Raw genomic sequence first — 18,453 nt, forward strand, 5'->3', positions numbered from 1 at the left:
AACTGCATGACGAACTGGGCCAGCAGCTCACCGCGCTGAAGCTGGCGCTGTTGGCCTGCGGCGACCCGGCCACCCGGGCAGCCGCGCTGGGCATCGAGCTGACGCGCATGGTGGAGAACGCCATCGCCGCGGTGCGCCGCCTTGCGGCGGACCTGCGCCCGGCGATGCTGGACGACCTGGGCCTGTTTCCTGCCATCGACTGGCTGGCGCGCAACGCGGCGCAGCAGCTGGGCATTGCCGTGGAGGTGGCACTCGACGAGGAGGAACCGCCGCTGGGCACCGAGGCCCGCACCGCACTGTTCCGCATCGTGCAGGAATCGCTGACCAATGTCGCGCGCCACGCACGCGCCCGTCACCTGCAGGTGGCGGCACATCGCGCCGGCGACGAGCTGGTCGTCACGGTGCAGGACGACGGTATCGGCTTTCCCGACACCGCCGCCATCAGCGGCTCGTTCGGGCTGCTGGGCATGCGCGAACGCGCGCTGATGGTGGGGGGCCGGGTCGAGATCGGCAATGCCGAGGGTGGCGGCGCACGGGTCATGAGCGCGGTGCCGCTGCTGTCCGACCGGACGCAGTGCTAACGCGTCACGCACGCGGCATTGATCCAGGCGGCCGCCAGCGCCGCCCAGGCCGCCGGGTCGTCGGGCCGCGCGCTGTCCACGCACAGCTGATCGCGCTGCTCGCGCGCGTCCAGCGGCTCGGCATGGCCCAGCTGGTGCGCAAGCACCGCGGCATCGGCCTCGGAAGCATCGTCGGCGCGGCGGGCGCGGGCTGCCAGGCGTTCGCGCAGCAGCTGCGGCGGCGCCTCGCAGTGCAGGATGGTGAACGGCACGCCCTGCTCCCGTGCCAGCTGGCGGAAACGCTCGCGCTCGGCGGCCTGCAGGAAGGCCGCATCGACGATCACCGGCCAGCCCGCGCCCAGCGCGATGCCGGCCAGCACCGCCAGCCGCGCATAGGTGGCCTGCGAGGCCTGCGCGGCGTACAGGCCGCTGTCCAGGCCGGAATCCGAGCGCTGCAGCGCCGACAGCCCGTGCAGACGCTTGCGCTCCAGGTCCGAGCGCAGGCGGATCGCGCCGGCCTGCTCCAGCAGCGCGGCGGCGGCGTGGCTCTTGCCGGAGCCCGAATAGCCGTGGGTGATCATCAGTCGCGCGCCGGGCGGCTGCAGCCAGCGCAGCGCCAGGCCCAGGTAGTCGGGCCCTGAGGCCGGCCCCGGGCGCAGCGTGGCCACCAGTGCCCGCACCAGGGCCCGGTACACCAGGTAGTAGCGCAGCACCGCGGTGCCGGCATGGTCGCCGCCCTCGCCCAGGTAGCGGTCGAGGAAGCGGAAGGCCAGGTCGCGCCGCTCGTGCGCCAGCAGGTCCATCACCAGGAAGCCGATGTCGGCCTGCAGGTCGATCCAGCGCAGCGCCGGGTCGAACTCGATGCAGTCGAAGGCCGTCACGTCGTCGCCCAGCACCACCACGTTGCCGGCATGCAGGTCGCCATGGCCTTCGCGCACGCAGCCCTCGCGCCGCCGCGCCAGCCAGGTGGCATGCAGCGCGCGCGCCTGCGTGGCGGCCCATTCGCGCAGGGCGGCCAGCGCCGGTGCCTGCGCCGGGCCGAGGTGCTCGGCCAGGCGCCCGATCACGGCGGCGGTGTCGGCCGCGATGCGCTCGGGGCAGCCGTAGGCCGACGCGGCATCCGCCACGCCGGCGTCGCGGTGGAAGGCGGCCAGGCGCTGCGCCAGTCGGTCGATCTGCGCCGGCCGGACGTCGCCATGGCGCAGCCGGTCGGCCAGCAGCGCATCGTCCGCGAAGCGGTGCATGCGCAGGGCCCACTCGATCGGCGCGCCGCTGCCGCCCAGGCGCGGTGCTGACGCGCTGCCGGTGATGGGCAGCACGTCGCGGTACAGCGCGGGGGCCAGGCGGCGGTTCAGGCGCAGCTCTTCCTCGCACATCGCGTGACGGCGCGCCAGCGTGCTGAAGTCCAGGAAGCCCAGGTTCACCGGCTTCTTGATCTTCAGGGCTTCGTCGCCAAACAGCAGCACCCAGGAGATGTGGGTTTCCACCCGCCGCGCGCCGAGCTGGCGGCACAAGGTCTCGATCAGTTCGGCAGGCATCGATACGGATCCGCGGGCTTGTCCGGAGTGTGGGCGCCGCTTGGCAGCGGTCATTGCGCGAGCGCAATCGCGTCGGCGGTGCCCGCGTGAGACTGAAGGTGTCAAGAGGTGACCATGGCTTCGCTGTCCTTTCCCGACACGCTGCCCGGCGGCGAGGGTCCTCGCTGCCTGGTGGTGTTCTTTCCCGACGACGAGGGGCATACCGAGCGCGTGGCCGCCGAGGTGGCCCGACGCTGCCGAGGCGCGCGCGAGCAGGTGCGCGAGCTGCGCACCAGTGGCGGACTGAGCGGGCGCATGCGCGCGGCCTGGCAGGCGGCGACCCGCGCCTCGCCGCCCATCGCGCCGCCGCGCCGCAGGCCTGCCGACTTCGACCTGATCGTGGTCGGCACGCCCGTCTGGGGTCATGGGCCGGCCGCTCCGATCCGGAGTTACCTGCGCGAACACGCCCGCGAGTTCAGGCGCGTGGCCTTCTTCAGCACCGGTCCGCATGCCGGTGACGCCGCGGTGTTCGAGGAAATGCAGCGCTTGTCCGCCCGCGCGCCGGTGGCGCGCGCGGCGCTGCGGGTCACGCGCGCCGGCGGCGAATTGCCCGCCGAGACGCTGCGTCGCTTCCTGGCCGCGCTGCAGCCCGAGACGGCCTGAACGCAGAGGCCGGTGCTCAATGCACCGTGCACACCATGCACGGGTCGAACGAGCGCACCACGTGCTGCACTGCCACCGGCGTGCGTTCGCCCTCGCGCACCGGCGTGCCCACCAGCGCGGCCTCCAGCGGGCCGGGCTGGCCGGCCGCGTCGCGCGGGGAGAAGTTCCAGCTCGTCGGCGCGACGATCTGGTAGCTGGCGATGCGGCCGCGCTCGATGCGCAGCCAGTGCCCCAGCGCGCCGCGCGCGGCCTCGGTCAGGCCACGGCCGCTGCCGGCCTCGGGCAGCGAATCATTGGCGCAGAAGGCTTCGCGCGGTTGCAGCGCCGCGAGCCAGTGCTCCATCTGCGGCACCACCACCGCCAGCTCGATCAGCCGCGCCAGCACGCGGGTGTAGACCGTGCCACCGCAGCGCGCCACCGCGCTGCGCAGCAGCGGCTGGCCGGCGGCCAGGCGGCGCGCGATGGCACCGGTCTCGCAGGGCCGGCCCTCGAGCCGCGGCGCCTTGTTCCAGGTGTAGGCCTCGGGCTTGTCGGCGTCGGGCCGGGTGAAGCCTTCGCTCGGATGACGCGGCGGCAGGCCGCCGTCGGCCAGCCAGGCATGGCGCGTGTCCTCGGTCAGGCCCGACAGGTCCAGCGGCTGCAGCGAGGTCGTGGCTTCGTCCCACAGGCCCGGCGGGGCGCTGGCGTTGCCATGGCTCAGGTAGCGGCCCGGGCCGCGGCCCAGCCGGTCCAGCCCGGTGGCCGCAGCGATGGTCAGGAACAGCCGCAGGTCGCCACCCTCGGGCGCCTGGGCATGCCAGGCCTGGAGCGCGGCTTCATCGGCCAACGCCGCCACGTCTTCCAGCGGCGCGCCGAAGGTGTGGCGTTCGAGGAAGGCCCGGAACTCGCGCACCAGCGCCAGCAGGCGCAGGCGCTCCTGATCGATCGCCGCGTCTTTGCTGCACCCGGCGCGCGGCCTTTGTAGATTGATGCCGGCCATTTACCGCCATGATACGACGATGGAACCAGCGCTGGCGCTGCATGATCAGCACGGCCTTGCCACCATCGCCGCGGCCGGCCTCGAAGCGGCGGCAGGCCTCGCCGAACCAGGGCTGGCCGGCATAGACCTCGCGCGCGAAGTCAGGCATGAAGAACAGGTAGAAGTGCGTCAGGTGGTCGGCCAGGTTCTCGGTGGCCAGCATCAGGTCGGTGGCGATGCGGCCGTTGGCCGGTGCCTCGATGCCGGCGGCATCGGCCAGCGCACGCGCCGCGGCCACCGATTGCGAGACCGAGCAGATGCCGCAGATGCGCGGCACGATCACCAGCGCATCGTGCGGCTCGCGGCCCTGCAGCAGGTTCTCGAAGCCGCGGTACATCGGCGCGCTGACCTGTGCCTCGGCCACCTGCCCTTCGTGCAGCGTGAGCCGGACCTCGAGGTCACCCTCGACCCGGTTGAAGGGTCCGACGACCAGGCGTGTGGGGGGAACGGAATCCATCGGTGGGAAGCATAGCGTCCGCGGCGCTGGCCGGTGGCGCTGCGTTGGCATCGAGCCGGAAGACGGACACGGCCTGCACCAGCCGGGCCGAGCGCTGTTCCATCGCCTGCGCGGCCTGGCCGCTGCGCGCGATGCGGGCCGCGCCCTCGCGCGTCTGGCGGTCGAGCACGGCCATCGCGCCGCCCAGCGCACCCAGCGCCTGGCCGCGCGCCTGGCTTTCGGTGGCGACGGCGGCCAGGCGCTCGGCCACCGCGCCGGAAGCGGCGACGATGCGGTCCATCGTGCTGCCGGCCTGTTCCACCCGGCCACGACCTTCGTGGATCTGCTGCACCGCGCTGTCGATGTGCGAACGCACCTCGCCGGCCGCTTCGCTGCAGCGCAGGGAGAGCATGCGCACCTCGTGCGCGACGATGCCGAATTCGGCGCCCGCGCTGCCGGCGCGGCTGGCGGCGGCCGCCGCATTGAGCGCCAGCACGCCGGTCTGCGCGGCCAGGCGGGTGATCAGCAGCGCGGCCTCGTGGATGTGGCGCGCGCCGGCATCGGCCTGCTGCATGCGTTGCACCGCGCCGGCAATGACCTGCTGCGCTTCGTGCGCGGTGCGGCGCATGTCGGCGGCCTGGGTGGCGGCCTGCTGCGTGGCGTCGGCGCCGCGCTGCACGCCCAGCGCCTCGCGCTGCAGCGCGGCGGCCGCGTCGCCCAGCGCCTGGGCCTGCTGGCTGGCCTGGCGCTGCTGCAGGCCGCTGTCTTCGGCGATCTGGCGGCCGCGGGCATGTACCGCATCGGCCTCGGTGCGCACCGCACCCACCAGCTGCACCAGCTGCTGCTGCATGCGGGCCAGGTCGCCCATCACGCCAGGCGCGCCGGTGGGCACCGGGCCGCCCAGGTCGCCATCGGCCACGCGGCGCGCGCAGCCGCCCAGCACCTGGGGTTCGGCGCCCAGCGCGGCCGTCAGCCCGCGCACGATCCACAGGCTGACCACCACGCCGCCGGCCGAGGCCAGCGCGGCGAGCGCACCGATCAGCCAGGCCGCCTGCCGGCTGGCGGCCAGCGCCTGCGGCGTGCCGAGCTGCTGGGCCAGCGTCTGCATCTGCAGCACCGCCAGCGTGGCGATGGCGGCGCACATCAGCGTGGCACTGCCGAAGGCAAACAGCAGGCGTTGGGCAACGGTGATCTTGGACAGCATGGGCAGCAACGTCTCAAGAAGCGTGCCTGCGGCCTGCACGCGGCCCGTTCCCCGCAGGAGGACGTGTCTTTCAGGTGTTATGTCGCGTTTGCTGCGGTGCGGCGGCATGCGCTTTGATCGGCGCACTGCAAGCCGACTTGTCGGCGCGGCAAGCTCACTTCAGCCGCGTCTTCTTGACCGCCGGCGCCACGATCACATGGTCGGCCGTGGCATTGGACTTCACCCGCTTGGGCGTCGCGCTCTTGCTCAGCGAGGCCAGCGCGACGAACCAGGCCTTGGGCATGTCGGTCGGCAGGCCGATCGGGATGCCGGCGAGCTTGGGCGTCTGGTGGTACGGGTGGCCGGGGTCCTGGAAGCCGGGCTCGGTGCAGCTGATGCAGGCGTAGCCGCCGCGGGTGCAGGAGCCCTGCCCGTTCCACAGCCGGGTGTTGCAGTCGGCATGCGCCTGCGTGCCCTTGCAGCCCATGTGCTCCATCATGCAGCCCAGGTCCGAAGGCTTCTCGGCGCTGGCCTTGAACTCGTAGAACTCGTTGCGGGTGCAACCATGGTGCACCAGCTGGTCGGCGTAGAAGCGCGGCCGCGCCAGCGTGTCGAGATCGTCCGCGCCGAGGCTGCCGTCGGCCAGCGCCATCAGCGTCTCGACCACCCAGCCCGGGTGCGTGGGGCAGCCGGCGACGTTGATCACCGGCAGCCCGCTGCGCGCGCGGAAGCCGGCGCCCAGCAGGCCGCCGGCGCGGTCGTCCTCGTACTGCAGGCCACAGGCCTCGGTGGCATTGGCGCCGGCGGCGCTGATGCCGCCCCAGGCCGCGCAGCTGCCCACCGCCACCACCTGCGTGGCCACCGCGGCGAGCCGCTCGATCCAGTTCTTCATCGGCACGCCAGTGCCGGCCATCACGTGGAAGCGGCCGCTGCCGTTGGGTCCGCGCAGCACCGCGCCTTCGACGCACAGCACGTCCAGCCGCTCGCGACCGTCGAGACAGGCTTCGAGCAGGTCGACCAGCTCGTGGCCCGATTCGAGCGACAGCGACGGGTGCCACAGCAGCCGCACGCCGGCGGCCTGCAGCAGCGCCGGAAAGTCGGCGGTGTCGGCGCACAGCAAGGACATGCTGCAGCCGCCACAGCCGCCGCTCTGCAACCACAGCACGTTGAGCATCAGTGCTTCTCCGACGGGCGCGGCGGCTCGCGCGATTCGAGGCCGAAGCGCAGCAGCTTCGCGCGCAGTCCCACGCGCGAGAGGCCCAGCTCCTCGGCCGCGCGGGTCTTGTTCCAGCGGTGGCGCAGCATCACTTCGCGCAGCAGCATCGCCTCGATGGCGTCCAGCCGCTCCTGCAGCGTGCCCTGGGCCGGCAGCGCGGGCGCGGCGGCCGCGGCCTGCGCGCGGCCGGTCTGGCCCTGCAGCAGGCGCGGCGAGAAGTCGCGCGCGCGCAGGCGCTGGCCATCGCCCAGCGCCAGGGCGCGGGCAATCTCGTTGCGCAGCTCGCGGATGTTGCCGGGCCAGGGGTAGCCCATCAGCACCGCGCGCGCGTCTTCGTCGAAGGCCGTGGTCGGCAGCCGCAGCTCGGTGGCGGCATCGGCCAGCAGGCGCTCGGCCAGCGGCACGATGTCGCCGGGCCGCTCGCGCAGCGGCGGCATCTGCAGCGTGACGCCGGCCAGGCGGTAGTACAGGTCTTCGCGGAAGCGGCCGGCGCGTACCTCGTCTTCGAGCTGCCGGTGCGTGGCGGCGATCACCCGCACATCGACCGGCACCGTGCGCGTCGAGCCCACCGGCCGCAGCTCGCCTTCCTGCAGCACGCGCAGCAGCTTGACCTGGAACAGCGGCGAGGTCTCGCCGATCTCGTCGAGGAACAGCGTGCCGCCGTCCGCGCGCTGGATCAGGCCGACATGGTCTTCGGTGGCGCCGGTGAAGGCGCCGCGCTTGTGGCCGAACAGCTCGCTTTCCAGCAAGGTGTCGGGGATGGCCGCGCAATTCTCGACCACGAAGGGCCGTGCCATGCGCGGGCTGGCGTAGTGGATGGCGCGCGCCATCAGCTCCTTGCCGGTGCCGGATTCACCGAGGATCAGCACCGACAGGTCGTAGCGTGCAATGCGCTCGGCCATGGCGCACACCGTATCCAGCGGGCTGCCGTCGGCGCGCACGATGCGCTCGAACCCGTAGACGCTGCGCGCCTGGTTCAGACGGTCGCCCAGGCGCGCGCGCAAGGCCGGGGTGCCGGCGCGCAGGTCCAGGTCCAGGCGCTGCAGGCCGCGGTGCAGGCGGCTGGCTTCCACCGCGCCGCGCACGGTGTCCAGCAGGTGCTGCGGCACCCAGGGCTTCAGCACGTACTGGTAGATGCCGGCCTCGTTGACGCCGGCGATGATGTCCTCGCTGTCGGCATAGCCCGAGATCACGATGCGCACGACCTCGGGCCATTCGACGCGCACCTGCTTCAGGAAATCGACGCCGCTCTGCCCCGGCATGCGCTGGTCGCACAGGATCACCGCCACCGGGTGGCGCGCCAGCAGCTCGCGCGCGGCGGCGGTGTCGCCCGCGCTCAGCACCTCGAAGTCGTCGTCCAAGGTGCGACGCATCGCCTCCTGCGAACGCAGCTCGTCGTCGACCACCAGCACCAGCGGCCGCTCGGGCTCGGGCTGGAGGGCGTCGACGGGATCGGGGGCGTTCATCAGCGGCGGTGGGTGGCCAGGTGGCGGGGCGTCCACGCGTGCGGCTTGCGATGCACGAAGTGGTGGCGTGCCACATGGTAGCTGGGGTCGAAGCCGTAGAAGTTGCGGCGCATCGCGGCCAGTTCGTCGGCGCGGTACTCGGCCAGCGGCCGGCGGGCTTCGTCGGCGGCGCGGCGCGCAGCCTTGGCGGCGATGCGCTGCGGCAGCGCGGCATCGGCAGCCAGCGCCGCGGCCTGCGCGCGCAGCGCGGCTTCGTCGGCCAGCACGGCGTCGACAAGGCCACGGCGCAGCGCCTCGGCCGCGCCCATCGGCAGGCGGCCGCGCATCAGTGAGGCCGAGGCGTCGAGGCCGATGCGCCGAGGCAGCAGGAAGGTCCAGTACTCGCTGCCATGCAGGTTGCCCATGTTGCGGTAGTGCGGGTTCAGCACCACGCCGGGCAGCGACCAGACCTCGTCGGCGGCCAGCGCCAGAAAGCAGCCGCCGGCGCCGGCATTGCCACGCAGCGTGCTGACGACCAGCCGGTCGGTGGTGTCGATCAGCGCCAGCGCCAGGTCGTCGATGGCCTCGATCGACCGCATCGAGGCGTCGGCCGCGCTGTCGTTGGCGCGGCGCGCCGCGGCCTCGATCTCGTGCAGGTGGATGCCGTTGCAGAACTGGTCGGCGCCGCCGGCCAGCACCAGCACCTGGGTGTCGCGGCTGCAGGCCTCGCGCCACGCGGCCAGCAGCCGGGCCGACGCACGCTCGCCCAAGGCGCCGTTGTGGACGTCGAAGGCCAGCCAGCCGACGCGGGCGCCGGGCGGGCCGAATTCCTCGTAGCGCAGTTCGTCCCAGTCAAGCGGCGCCGTGCCTTCGTCGGTCCACAAGGACTGGGGCCATTCGGGCAGCGCGGCGGCTTCGGGCAAGGCCATCGTCGGCGGCAACTTGAGGCCGGCCGTGGGCGCGGCGCCGTCGCCCTCGTCCTCGCGCACCGCGCCGATCCACACCGCGCCATCGGCACAGCGCACGCGAACGGCCGGGCCGCGGCGGGCCATCCATTGGCCCGGTGGCGTATCGGCATCCTGCGCGTGCGGGGTGGCGGGGTGCACATCGAACAGCCGCAGTGCGCGGCCCGCCAGCCACGCCTTCGCGCCCGGCGCGCCATCGGCGCTGCGCACGCGGCACAGCACGGTGGCGGCATCGTCGCGCGACCAATCGATGCGGCGCTGGTCCGCCGGCACCGGGCCGCGCAGCGGTTCGGGCACGACCTGGCGCGGCTTCTCGTCGCGCTCGATCGCCTGCAAGGCCTGCAGCACGGCCCGCAGCGCGGCATCGGCCAGCGCATGGCGGTAGACCGCCGACTTGGTCGCGCCGGGCGCGATCTCGAAGGCCTGCTCGGCCCACACCGGGCCGGCGTCGTACTCGCCATCGGCCTGCAGCACCGTCACGCCCCAGCGCGTGCGGCCTTCGAGCAGCGCCCAGTCCAGCGCCGCCGGACCCCGGTCGCCCGCCGGGCCGGGATGCACGACCAGGCAGGGCAGGCGCTGCCACACCGCGGCCGGAATGCGCCGCTTCAGGAACGGCGCCACCAGCACGTCGGGCCGGGCCAGCGCCACCGCCTCTTCGGTGACGCTGTCGGCGATGTCGAGCTCGACGAACACCTCATGCCCGCGCTCGCGCAGTTCGACGAACAGCCGTTGCGTCAGGCTGTTGAAGGAATGGGCCAGCAACAGCACCCGCATGTCGATAACTCAGCAGATACGAGGTAGCGGCTCGCCGGTGAGCCAATCCACCACGCGCTGACCGCCGAAGCGCGTGGCCATCTGCACGAAGCGGTGCGGGTCCTCGACCACCTGGCCGATGCGCGCAGCCTCGCGGCCCAGCGGGTGCGCCTGCAGCGCCGCCAATGCCGCCTCGGCATGCGCGGCCTCGACGAAGGCGACCAGCTTGCCTTCGTTGGCGATGTACAGCGGGTCCAGCCCCAGCAGTTCGCAGGCACCGTCGACCTCGGGCCGCACCGGAATCGCGGCCTCCTGCAGGCGGATGCCGCGGCCGGATTGGCGTGCGATCTCGTTCAAGGTGGTGGCCAGGCCGCCGCGCGTGGGGTCGCGCAGCGTGTGCACCGCACCTTCGGGCACCGCCGCGAGCAGCGCGGACACCAGGCCGTGCAGCGCCGCGGTGTCGCTGCGCACGCTGGTCTCGAAGCCCAGCGATTCGCGCTGCGACAGCACCGCGATGCCGTGGTCGCCGATGGTGCCGGACAGCAGCAGTACGTCGCCCGGCCGCGCCTGTGCGCCGCCGATGCGACGGCCGGCCGGCAGCGCGCCGAGGCCGGTGGTGGCGATGTAGACGCCGTCGCCCTTGCCCTGCTCCACCACCTTGGTGTCGCCGGTGACGATGGGCACGCCGGCATCGCGCGCGGCCGCGGCCATCGATTCGACGATGCGCTTGAGCGTGGCGAGCGCGAAGCCCTCCTCCAGCACGAAGCTGGCCGACAGCGCGATCGGCAGCGCGCCCATCATCGCGACATCGTTGATCGTGCCGTGCACCGACAGGCAGCCGATGTCGCCGCCGGGAAACTCTATCGGCGAAATGACGTGGCCATCGGTGGCCATCACCAGGCGATGGCCTCCCGGCAGGTTCGGCGCGTCGAGCACCGCGCCATCGTCGCCGGCACGCAGTGCAGGGTTGTCGAAGGCGCGGGCGAAGAGCTCGTCGATCAGCTGCGCCGCGGCGCGGCCGCCGGCGCCGTGGTTCATGTCGATGCGGCCGTGCTTGAAGTCGATCGGCCGGATGTAGTTCGCCTTGGTCATGCGAGGTTTCCTTCGGCCGCCGCTGCAACCACCGGAATGCTGCGGAAGCGCCCGTACGTCCAGTGCGCCGCACAGGCGCCCTCGGAGGACACCATGCACGAGCCCATCGGGTTCTCGGGCGTGCAGACGGTGCCGAACAGCTTGCAGTCCTGCGGCTGCTTGACGCCACGCAGGATGGCGCCGCATTCGCACTGCTTGTGGTCGGGCACCGGCTTGTAGCTCAGCGCAAAGCGCTGCTCGGCATCAAAGCGGGCCCAGGCCGGTCGGATCTTCAGCGCGCTGTACGGCACCTCGCCCAGGCCGCGCCACTCGAAGCGCTCGCGCAGCTCGAACACCTCGGCCACCAGGCGTTGCGCGGCCAGGTTGCCTTCGCGCGTGACGGCGCGGGTGAACTGGTTCTCGACCTCCGCGCGGCCATCGTTGACCTGGCGCACCAGCATCAGGATCGACTGCATCACGTCCAGCGGCTCGAAGCCGGAGATGACCACCGGCTTGCGGTACTCGTCGGCAAAGTGCTCGTAGGGCTGCGCGCCGATGATGATGCTGACATGCGCCGGCCCGACGAAGCCGTCGATCGGCACCGTGCCCCATTGCCGCACCTCGGGCGATTCGAGGATGTGGGTGATGGCGCTGGGCGTCAGCACATGGCAGGCCAGCACGCTGAAGTTGGGCAGGTCCTCGGCCGCGGCCTGGCGGATGGCCAGTGCGGTGGGCGGCGTGGTGGTCTCGAAGCCGATGGCGAAGAACACCACCTGCCGCTCGGGGTGGGCGCGGGCGATGGCCAGCGCATCGGCGGCCGAGTAGACCATGCGAATGTCGGCGCCGCGGGCCTTGGCCTTCATCATCGAGAGCGATCCGGAGGCAGGAACCCGCATCGTGTCGCCATAGGTCGCGACGATCGCGCCCTGCTCCAGCGCCAGGCCGATGGCCTGGTCGATGCGGCCGATCGGCAGCACGCACACCGGGCAGCCGGGGCCGTGGATCATGCGGATCGTCGGCGGCAGCAGCTCGGTGATGCCGTAGCGTGCAATGGCGTGCGTGTGGCCGCCGCAGAACTCCATGAACGCATAGCGCCGGCCGGGCTGGCATTCGGCGGCAATGCGCTGCGCCACGGCGCGGGCGACGTCGCCGTCGCGAAACTCGTCGATGTACTTCATGCGTTGGCGTCCCTTTGCGGAAGCACGTGCTGCTGCAGTTCGTGCTGCTGCAGTTCGGCCAGCAGCGCCAACGTGCGCTCGGCCTCGAGCGGGTCGATCATCCCGATCGCGTGGCCGACATGCACGATCACGTAGTCGCCGGGGCTGGCATCGGGCACCAGGGCGACCGAGACGGTCTTGCGCACGCCGCCGAGTTCGACGACGGCTTCATCGGCGCCGCGGCGCTCGATCAGGCGGGCTGGGAGGGCGAGGCACATGGTCAGCAGGTCTCCAGGGCAGCGGCGCGGCGCGTGTCAACAGCGGCCAGGGAATGAGCGACCAGCCATGCCTGGCCCAGCGCCAGGCCGGCATCGCCGCAGTCCACGGTCTGCGGGCGCCAGGTGCGCAGGCCGTGGGCCGCGCAGCCGGCTTCGATCTCGCGGCTGAGAAGTCGGTTGTGGAAGCAGCCGCCGGTCAGCGCCAGGCGCGTGGCGCCGTGGCGCACGGCGGCCTGCACCAGGCCGGTGGCCAACGCGGCATGGAAGCGGGCGGCGCCGCGGCCGGGGTCGGTTTCGTCGAACAGCGTGCCGACCAGCGTCGGCAGGTCGAGCCAGGCGGCGGGCACGGCGGGCATCGGCGATTGCGCGAGCCAGGCGGTGGCGGCGCGTTCGAGCGCGATCGCGGCCTCGGCCTCGGTCTGCCGCTGCGGGGCCAGGCGCAGCGCGGCGGCAGCGGCATCGAACCAGCGGCCGGCGCCGCTGCTGCGCGGGCAGCGCAGGTCGCGCGCCAGCAGCGTGGCGACGCCGGCGGCCACCACTTCGCCGAACTGCGGGCCGAAGCGCGGCACGATCTCGTCGGCCCGGCTCAGCTGGTGCAGCACCGCGGCGGCCACGCGCCAGGGCTCGCGCGCGGCGGTGTCACCGCCCGGCAGCGCCAGCGCCGGCAGGTGGGCCAGGCGTTCGAAGCCGTCGGCGCGCGCGGCCAGCAGCTCGCCGCCCCAGGCCGTGCCGTCGGTGCCCAGGCCCACGCCGTCGAGCGCCAGGCCGTGCACCGGTTCGCTGCCGTCCCAGCCCTGCTCGGCCATCACCACGCCGAGGTGCGCATGGTGGTGCTGCACCGGATGCGACGGCACGTCCAGGTGCCGCGCCCAGGCTGCGGCGGCGCGCGTGCTCGGGAAGTCGGGATGCAGGTCGTGCGCCACCGCGTCGATGCGCCAGCCGCGGACGCTCGCTTCAGACGCTAGCGAGTCGAGCGCGGCCTCCATTGCCGAGCAGGCCTCCGGGTCCGACAGGTCGCCCTGCAGCGGCGACCACAGCAGTTCGCGGCCATGCAGCAGGCAGGCGCGGTTCTTCAGGAACGCGCCGGCGGCCAACACGGTGGCCGGCGCCGCGGCGGGCAGCGCCTGCGTCGTCAGGCCAGGCATGCCGGCACCTGCTGGGGCACGGGCGGCGCGGGCGGCACCGGCTGGCGGGCATCGTCGAGCAGCCAGTCGAGCCAGGCGTCCAGCCCGACGCCGCTGCGGGCCGAGACCAGCAGCACCTCGATGCCCGGGTTCACGCGGCGCGCGTAGCGGATGCAGGCCTCGACGTCGAAATCCAGGTGCGGCAGCAGGTCGACCTTGGTCAGCACCATCAGCCGCGCCGCGGCGAACATGTCCGGGTACTTGAGCGGCTTGTCCTCGCCCTCGGTGACCGAGAGGATCGCGATCTTGGCGCGCTCGCCCAGGTCCCACATCGCCGGGCAGACGAGGTTGCCGACGTTCTCGATGAACAGCAGCGTGGGGTCGAGATCGTGCGCGTGATCGTGGGCGTGCGCATGGCCGTGGCCGTGGCCTTGGCCGTGGCCGTGCAGCGGCAGCCGCGCGAAGGCCTCGCCGACCATCTGCGCGTCGAGGTGGCAGCCCTTGCCGGTGTTGACCTGGATGGCCGGCACGCCGGTGGCGCGGATGCGGTCGGCATCGTGCGTGGTCTGCTGGTCGCCTTCGATCACGCCGATCGGCAGGTGGGCATCTCGCGCCTTCAGCGCGGTGATCGTGGCCGTCAACAGCGTGGTCTTGCCGGAGCCGGGGCTGGACACCAGGTTCCAGGCCGCGACGCCGTGCGACGCGAAGTGCGCGCGGTTGTCGCGTGCGAAGCGCTGGTTGGCGCCGAGCACATCGGCCTCGAGCTGGATCGCGCGGCCGGGGTCGAGCCCGGGCACCGAGACGCGCGCGGCGCCGAGGCCGTAGTGCAGGTCGCCGTGCGCAGGGTCGTGCCCATGCCCCGGGTGGACCGGTGCCTCAGCCGGCGTGCTGCAACCGCATACCACGCACATGGTGTGTCTCCTGTTTCATCGTGTTCATCATCCTCAGGCGTCGTGCACGATCAGCTCGCGCACGCGCAGCTCCTGGCCGCCGGTGGGCAGCAGGCGCGCGCTGCCGCAGCGCGGGCAGTCGTCGAGCCGGCTGCGGATCTCCACCGTGGTGCAGCAGTCGTGGCACCACGCGGGCGCCGCGGGTTCGTCGATCGCCACCTCGGCGCCTTCGAGGCAGGTGCCGGGCATCAGCGATTCGAGCGCGAAGCGCAGCGCGCGCACCTCGACACCCGAAAGCGCGCCGGCTTCCAGCGTCAGGCGGCGCACGCGGGCAAAGCCTTCGCGCACGGCTGCGTCTTCCACCAGCTGCAGCACGCCGCCGGCCAGGCTCAGCTCATGCATGGGCGGCCTCCGGCAGCGCGATCTCGAAGGGCACGCAGGGGTCGAAGGCCACCGCCAGGCGCGTGGCCGACGGTGCATCGTCGACCGTGCGCAATGCTTCGGCCAGCACGCCGGCCGGGTGCAGGTTCCAGTCGCTGGGCGAAGTCACCCGCAGCGACCGGACGCTGGGCTGGCCCTGCGCCATGTCGACGCCAAGCTCGTAGCACAGCAGGCCGCGGCCCACTTCGACCAGCGCCAGCCCGCGGCCCTCGGCCAGCGCGTGGCCTGCGGCGAGCAGCCAGTCCGGCCCTGCCGGCGCGGCCAGGCGCAGCAGGTCGACGAGGCGGGCGATCAGGCGCATGCCGGCATTGTGGGCGGGGGTGGCCGCGGTGTCATGCGCGCGTGACCAGGCGCCGGTGTCGGGCACCGCGCGCGACGGCATCGTGATGCCCTGGCTGGCCGACGCTGCGCACAGCGCGCGATGCGGCGTGGGCAGGGCCAGCGCCGCGGGCAGCTCGCGGACCAGGAGCCGGGCCAGTGGGGTGTCGACCTGACGCATCCAGCGCTGGGTGGCGCCGAGCGGGTCGGCGCCCAGTTCGGCCAGCAGCGCGGGCACGGGGCGGTCCAGCCAGTGGCGGTGAAGCCAGGGTGCCAGCGCGGCCAGGCGCTCGTGCGGACGGCCCGCGCGGGCCCAGGCCGGACAGTCCTGCAGCGGCAAGGGCTCGCCGCCGCCGCGGGGCAGCAGGCGCGACCAATCGTGCGCGATGCGCAGCAGGTGGTCGCGCGCGACGGCCAGCGCCAGCGCCGTGCGCTCGCCTTCACCGGCCGTGCCCGAGGCCCCCTGCGCGGCCTGCAGCGCCAGCCGCGCCGCCAGCGCGTGGCCATGCGCGCACAAGGTGTGCACGCTGGCCATCAGGGCCGGCAGCTCATCGGCCCGGCGTCCGAGGGCCAGGCGCTCCAGCCAGCCGCGCGGGCCGTGCAGCTGCAGCGCATCGGGCTGGCCCGGCCGCAGCCGCACATGTCCCAGCAGGCCGTTCATCGCGGCGCTCCAGTGCCGCGGCCGAGCAGGAAGCCGCGCCGCGCGGGCAGCGGCCGCAGCCGTTCCAGCAAGGCCTGCGCGGTGGCCACGGCCGCGGCCTGGTCGGCGAACTCGTGCATCGGCGACGCCAGCGAGGCCGCCGCATGCGCGCCGATACCCGGCTCGGTGTGGCCATGGAAGCGGAAGGTCCAGCCGCCGATGGCGCGGTCCTCGGCCTGGCCCGGCGCCGGCAGCTCGGCATCGGCCTGCAGCGGCAGGCGCACCAGGTTCATGAACCACGGCGTCACCAGCACGCCCAGCGCGGTGCCATCTTCCTGCGCCGCAAAGCTCACGGCCTGCACCGCCAGCCGCGGGTGCAGCAGCGGCAGCCCCGCCATGCGGGTCGCGGCGATGCCGCGGTACACCGCTTCGAGCTGCTGCACGCGAACGGCCAGTGCACTCATGGTCGCCTAGGCCAGAACCATGAATTGGTCGGCGTCGCCGTCGCATTGCGGGCAACGCCAATGCGACGGCAGCTCGGTGAAAGCCGTGCCGGCGGGCACCTGCCACACCGGATCGCCCAGCGCCGGGTCGTAGACCCACCAGCAGATCTTGCATTCGAGGCGCGCGGCCGCCGGCAGCCGTTGCCGGTCGCCGAGGTAGCTGCCTTCGAACGTCGGCGTGCTCATCCCTTGGCCACCCACTGCATCACCTCGGCCAGGCGCTCGTGTGAATCGGCCATGTCCTCGGCCGCGGCACAGGCCACGGCGGGCAGCTCGCCGACCTCCACGGTGTTCAGGATCACATGGTCCTGCGAGTTGTAGTAGATGACGCGCCAGGTGTGCGGCACCCGGGTGCTGAGGATGCGGCAGTTGCCATAGCCGCGCGACAGGATCAGCACGCGGCCGGTGCCCAGCACATGGTCCATCCACGCGATGTCGGCCGGCGACATCGGCAGCAGCGTCAGGTTCACCACCTCGTTGGGCTGGCCCGGCTGCCAGGCGGCGCGGTGCTGGGCCAGTTCGGCCAGCACATGGTGGGCGTTCAGCACCTCGGCCGGCGCGGGGCCATCGACCTGCGGCGGCGTGCGCCCGTCCTGCAGCGCGGCTTCGGCCAGCACGGCGGGAACGCCGCCGACCTCGATGGCGTCGAGCGTCCGCCCTGCGCCGGTCTCGGCCAGCACACGCCAGACGCCGGCGAACACCGATTCCTGGATCTGCGCCGAGCAGCGGTCATCCCCGTCCGGCGCGGGCAGCCATTGCGCGCTGACCTCGCCTTCGCCCAGCACCTGGTTGAGCAGCTGGCGCTCGGCCGGCGCCAGGCCGTCCAGCGGCACCAGCGCCGGCCCTTCGCCGGCCAGTGCGGCCAGCACCGCCTGCAGCACGCGCAGGGCGCCGGGCTGGCCGCTCATGTCGTCGGGTATCAGCGGCGGGCGGTAGGTGTCCATGCCGCTGGGCATGGTGATGTAGTCCAGGGTCTCGTCCTCTTCCTGGCTGCCGGGGCCGAGCGCGACAACGGGGATCGGGAACGGGCGGCGGGTCGACAGGTCGTGGTTCATCGTGATGCCGTCCTGCGTCAGTGGCAGCCCGGGGCCGGCGTGGCCGTGCCCAGCGCGATCGGTGGCCGCGTGGCCGGGCGCTCGAACACCTGCTGCAGCCGGTCGAGGTAGTCCTGCCAGTCAAGCATGCCGCTGAGGCAGTCGACGTAGCGGCCATCGCGCAGGAACACCAGCGAGGGCCGGCGCTGCACGCCAAAGCGAGCGGCCAGCCGGTCTTCGTCGGCCCGCGGCACGATGCCGATGCCGAAGCGGCGCTCGAAGTGGCGGCGCAGCTCGGGCAGCACGACGGCGACGTCCAGCACCTCCGGAAAACGCACCGGGTCGCCGTGGAAGAACAGCACCTGCTCGCCGGGCTCGGCCAGGAAGGCCTCCAGTTCGTCGGCCGCGACCCAGCGCGCGCCGGGTGATGCGGCCAGGCGGCGCACCAGCGGCGCGGCGTCGGTGGCGGGGTCGGTGGTGACGGGGGTGTCGGTCATCGGAAGGCCTCGAGTTGTTCGGCGGTCCAGGAAGCGGAAGGCAGTGCGAAGGCAGCGTCGGGCGGCGTCGACAGGCCGCCGGTTGGCGCATCCGCCAGCGCGGACTGCACCAGCGCCAGCGTGGCCTCGATCTCGGCGGCGCGCTCGGGCGACAGCGCCTCGCGCGCGTCGTCCAGGAACACCAGCAGCCAGTCGCCCGGCGCCACGTCGCCCAGCAAGGCGGTGCGCACCTCGCGCTGCTCGTTGCCGCGGCGCACGCGGGCATGGCCCGGGCGCACGGCGGTCACCTGCATCGGCCAGCCTATGCACATGGCGGGGCTCCGGCCAGGAAGCGATCGTCGCCGATGCGGCAGGCGGCGTCGGCCGAGGGGCGACCCAGCTCGTAGGCGGGCATCGCCAGCACGGATGCGCTGACGTCCGCATACAGCGTCGGCTCCGTCGCATCACGCGGCTGCGGGTCGGCGCCCCAGGCCTGCAGGCGCTGCAGCGCGGCGGCCAGCGCGGCCGGCATTGCGGCCTTCACCGGCGCGGTGAGGCTGCCGCCGAAGTCGTCCAGCGTTGCCGGCTGGCAGCCCACCAGCAGCAGCGCCTGCGGCCAGTGGCCGGTGAAGCGCGCCAGCGCCAGCACTTCCTGGAAGCCGGTCTGGTGCAGGCTCATCTTCTTGGCGCCCAGGAACTGCGGCACCTCGTCGCCTTCCACCAGCTTCAGCGTGCCGGGCGGCAGGCCGTAGTCGATGGCGTCGA

General features: G+C 73.1%; 22 protein-coding genes. 2 read left to right on the forward strand and 20 right to left on the reverse strand.

Going from position 1 to position 18,453, the window contains the following annotated elements:
* Positions 1-581: sensor histidine kinase (locus ACILR4_RS27285; protein WP_395704050.1), on the forward strand; the 581-nt coding region annotated here is incomplete at its 5' end.
* Here ACILR4_RS27285 and ACILR4_RS27290 read toward each other — a convergent pair.
* Complete coding sequence (locus ACILR4_RS27290) at positions 578-2,098, reverse strand: AAA family ATPase (RefSeq protein WP_395704051.1); 1,521 nt, start codon at positions 2,096-2,098, stop codon at positions 578-580. The two genes, ACILR4_RS27285 and ACILR4_RS27290, sit on opposite strands and share 4 nt — an antisense overlap.
* A 114-nt stretch (positions 2,099-2,212) precedes the next feature.
* Between ACILR4_RS27290 and ACILR4_RS27295 the strand changes: the two genes are divergently transcribed.
* Entirely contained in the window at positions 2,213-2,740 is a 528-nt protein-coding gene (locus ACILR4_RS27295) for a hypothetical protein (RefSeq protein WP_395704052.1), read from the forward strand.
* Positions 2,741-2,756: 16 nt separating this feature from the next.
* Here the strand turns inward: ACILR4_RS27295 and ACILR4_RS27300 are convergent, their stop codons facing one another.
* The 19 genes from ACILR4_RS27300 to ACILR4_RS27390 form a co-directional block, all read right to left on the reverse strand.
* Entirely contained in the window at positions 2,757-3,632 is an 876-nt protein-coding gene (locus tag ACILR4_RS27300) for a nickel-dependent hydrogenase large subunit (protein WP_395704053.1), read from the reverse strand.
* Positions 3,556-4,215: a nickel-dependent hydrogenase large subunit gene (locus ACILR4_RS27305; protein WP_395704054.1), complete on the reverse strand. Its 660-nt coding sequence runs from the start codon at positions 4,213-4,215 to the stop codon at positions 3,556-3,558. Before ACILR4_RS27305 ends, ACILR4_RS27300 begins: the two co-directional genes overlap by 77 nt.
* A complete protein-coding gene (locus ACILR4_RS27310) occupies positions 4,157-5,398 on the reverse strand; it encodes a methyl-accepting chemotaxis protein (protein WP_395704055.1) in 1,242 nt (413 codons plus the stop codon). The genes ACILR4_RS27305 and ACILR4_RS27310 overlap by 59 nt, the downstream gene beginning before the upstream one ends.
* 154 nt (positions 5,399-5,552) lie before the next feature.
* A complete protein-coding gene (locus ACILR4_RS27315) occupies positions 5,553-6,551 on the reverse strand; it encodes a HupU protein (RefSeq protein WP_395704056.1) in 999 nt (332 codons plus the stop codon).
* A complete protein-coding gene (locus ACILR4_RS27320; RefSeq protein WP_395704057.1) occupies positions 6,551-8,059 on the reverse strand; it encodes a sigma-54-dependent transcriptional regulator in 1,509 nt (502 codons plus the stop codon). Before ACILR4_RS27320 ends, ACILR4_RS27315 begins: the two co-directional genes overlap by 1 nt.
* Entirely contained in the window at positions 8,059-9,777 is a 1,719-nt protein-coding gene (locus ACILR4_RS27325) for an enoyl-CoA hydratase-related protein (RefSeq protein ID WP_395704058.1), read from the reverse strand. Before ACILR4_RS27325 ends, ACILR4_RS27320 begins: the two co-directional genes overlap by 1 nt.
* 9 nt (positions 9,778-9,786) lie before the next feature.
* Complete coding sequence (gene hypE / locus ACILR4_RS27330) at positions 9,787-10,848, reverse strand: hydrogenase expression/formation protein HypE (protein ID WP_395704059.1); 1,062 nt, start codon at positions 10,846-10,848, stop codon at positions 9,787-9,789.
* Positions 10,845-12,005, reverse strand: a complete 1,161-nt coding sequence (hypD, locus tag ACILR4_RS27335; RefSeq protein WP_395704060.1) for a hydrogenase formation protein HypD — start codon at positions 12,003-12,005, stop codon at positions 10,845-10,847. The genes hypE and hypD overlap by 4 nt, the downstream gene beginning before the upstream one ends.
* Complete coding sequence (locus ACILR4_RS27340) at positions 12,002-12,262, reverse strand: HypC/HybG/HupF family hydrogenase formation chaperone (RefSeq protein WP_395704061.1); 261 nt, start codon at positions 12,260-12,262, stop codon at positions 12,002-12,004. The genes hypD and ACILR4_RS27340 overlap by 4 nt, the downstream gene beginning before the upstream one ends.
* Positions 12,263-12,264: 2 nt before the next feature.
* Positions 12,265-13,407, reverse strand: a complete 1,143-nt coding sequence (locus ACILR4_RS27345) for a carbamoyltransferase HypF (RefSeq protein ID WP_395704062.1) — start codon at positions 13,405-13,407, stop codon at positions 12,265-12,267.
* Positions 13,395-14,297 (reverse strand): hydrogenase nickel incorporation protein HypB, encoded by a 903-nt coding sequence (hypB, locus tag ACILR4_RS27350; protein ID WP_395704063.1) that lies wholly within the window; start codon positions 14,295-14,297, stop codon positions 13,395-13,397. Before hypB ends, ACILR4_RS27345 begins: the two co-directional genes overlap by 13 nt.
* Positions 14,298-14,330: 33 nt before the next feature.
* Entirely contained in the window at positions 14,331-14,678 is a 348-nt protein-coding gene (locus tag ACILR4_RS27355; protein ID WP_395704064.1) for a hydrogenase maturation nickel metallochaperone HypA, read from the reverse strand.
* On the reverse strand, positions 14,671-15,696 hold the full coding sequence (locus tag ACILR4_RS27360) for a hypothetical protein (RefSeq protein WP_395704065.1): 1,026 nt from the start codon (positions 15,694-15,696) through the stop codon (positions 14,671-14,673). Before ACILR4_RS27360 ends, ACILR4_RS27355 begins: the two co-directional genes overlap by 8 nt.
* A complete protein-coding gene (hybE, locus tag ACILR4_RS27365; protein WP_395704066.1) occupies positions 15,693-16,139 on the reverse strand; it encodes a [NiFe]-hydrogenase assembly chaperone HybE in 447 nt (148 codons plus the stop codon). Before hybE ends, ACILR4_RS27360 begins: the two co-directional genes overlap by 4 nt.
* Before the next feature lie 6 nt (positions 16,140-16,145).
* On the reverse strand, positions 16,146-16,364 hold the full coding sequence (locus tag ACILR4_RS27370) for a rubredoxin (protein WP_395704067.1): 219 nt from the start codon (positions 16,362-16,364) through the stop codon (positions 16,146-16,148).
* The gene (locus tag ACILR4_RS27375; RefSeq protein WP_395704068.1) at positions 16,361-17,233 is read right to left on the reverse strand and encodes a hydrogenase expression/formation protein; all 873 of its coding nucleotides are present in this window, start codon (positions 17,231-17,233) and stop codon (positions 16,361-16,363) included. Before ACILR4_RS27375 ends, ACILR4_RS27370 begins: the two co-directional genes overlap by 4 nt.
* A 17-nt stretch (positions 17,234-17,250) precedes the next feature.
* Positions 17,251-17,709, reverse strand: coding sequence for a hydrogenase (locus ACILR4_RS27380; RefSeq protein WP_395704069.1), 459 nt, complete (start codon positions 17,707-17,709; stop codon positions 17,251-17,253).
* The gene (locus tag ACILR4_RS27385) at positions 17,706-18,002 is read right to left on the reverse strand and encodes a HypC/HybG/HupF family hydrogenase formation chaperone (RefSeq protein ID WP_395704070.1); all 297 of its coding nucleotides are present in this window, start codon (positions 18,000-18,002) and stop codon (positions 17,706-17,708) included. The genes ACILR4_RS27380 and ACILR4_RS27385 overlap by 4 nt, the downstream gene beginning before the upstream one ends.
* Positions 18,003-18,010: 8 nt before the next feature.
* Positions 18,011-18,453: hydrogenase maturation protease (locus ACILR4_RS27390; protein ID WP_395704071.1), on the reverse strand; the 443-nt coding region annotated here is incomplete at its 5' end.

Origin of the sequence: Aquabacterium sp. (assembly GCF_044226965.1) — a bacterium.
Lineage (GTDB): Bacteria > Pseudomonadota > Gammaproteobacteria > Burkholderiales > Burkholderiaceae_C > Pseudaquabacterium.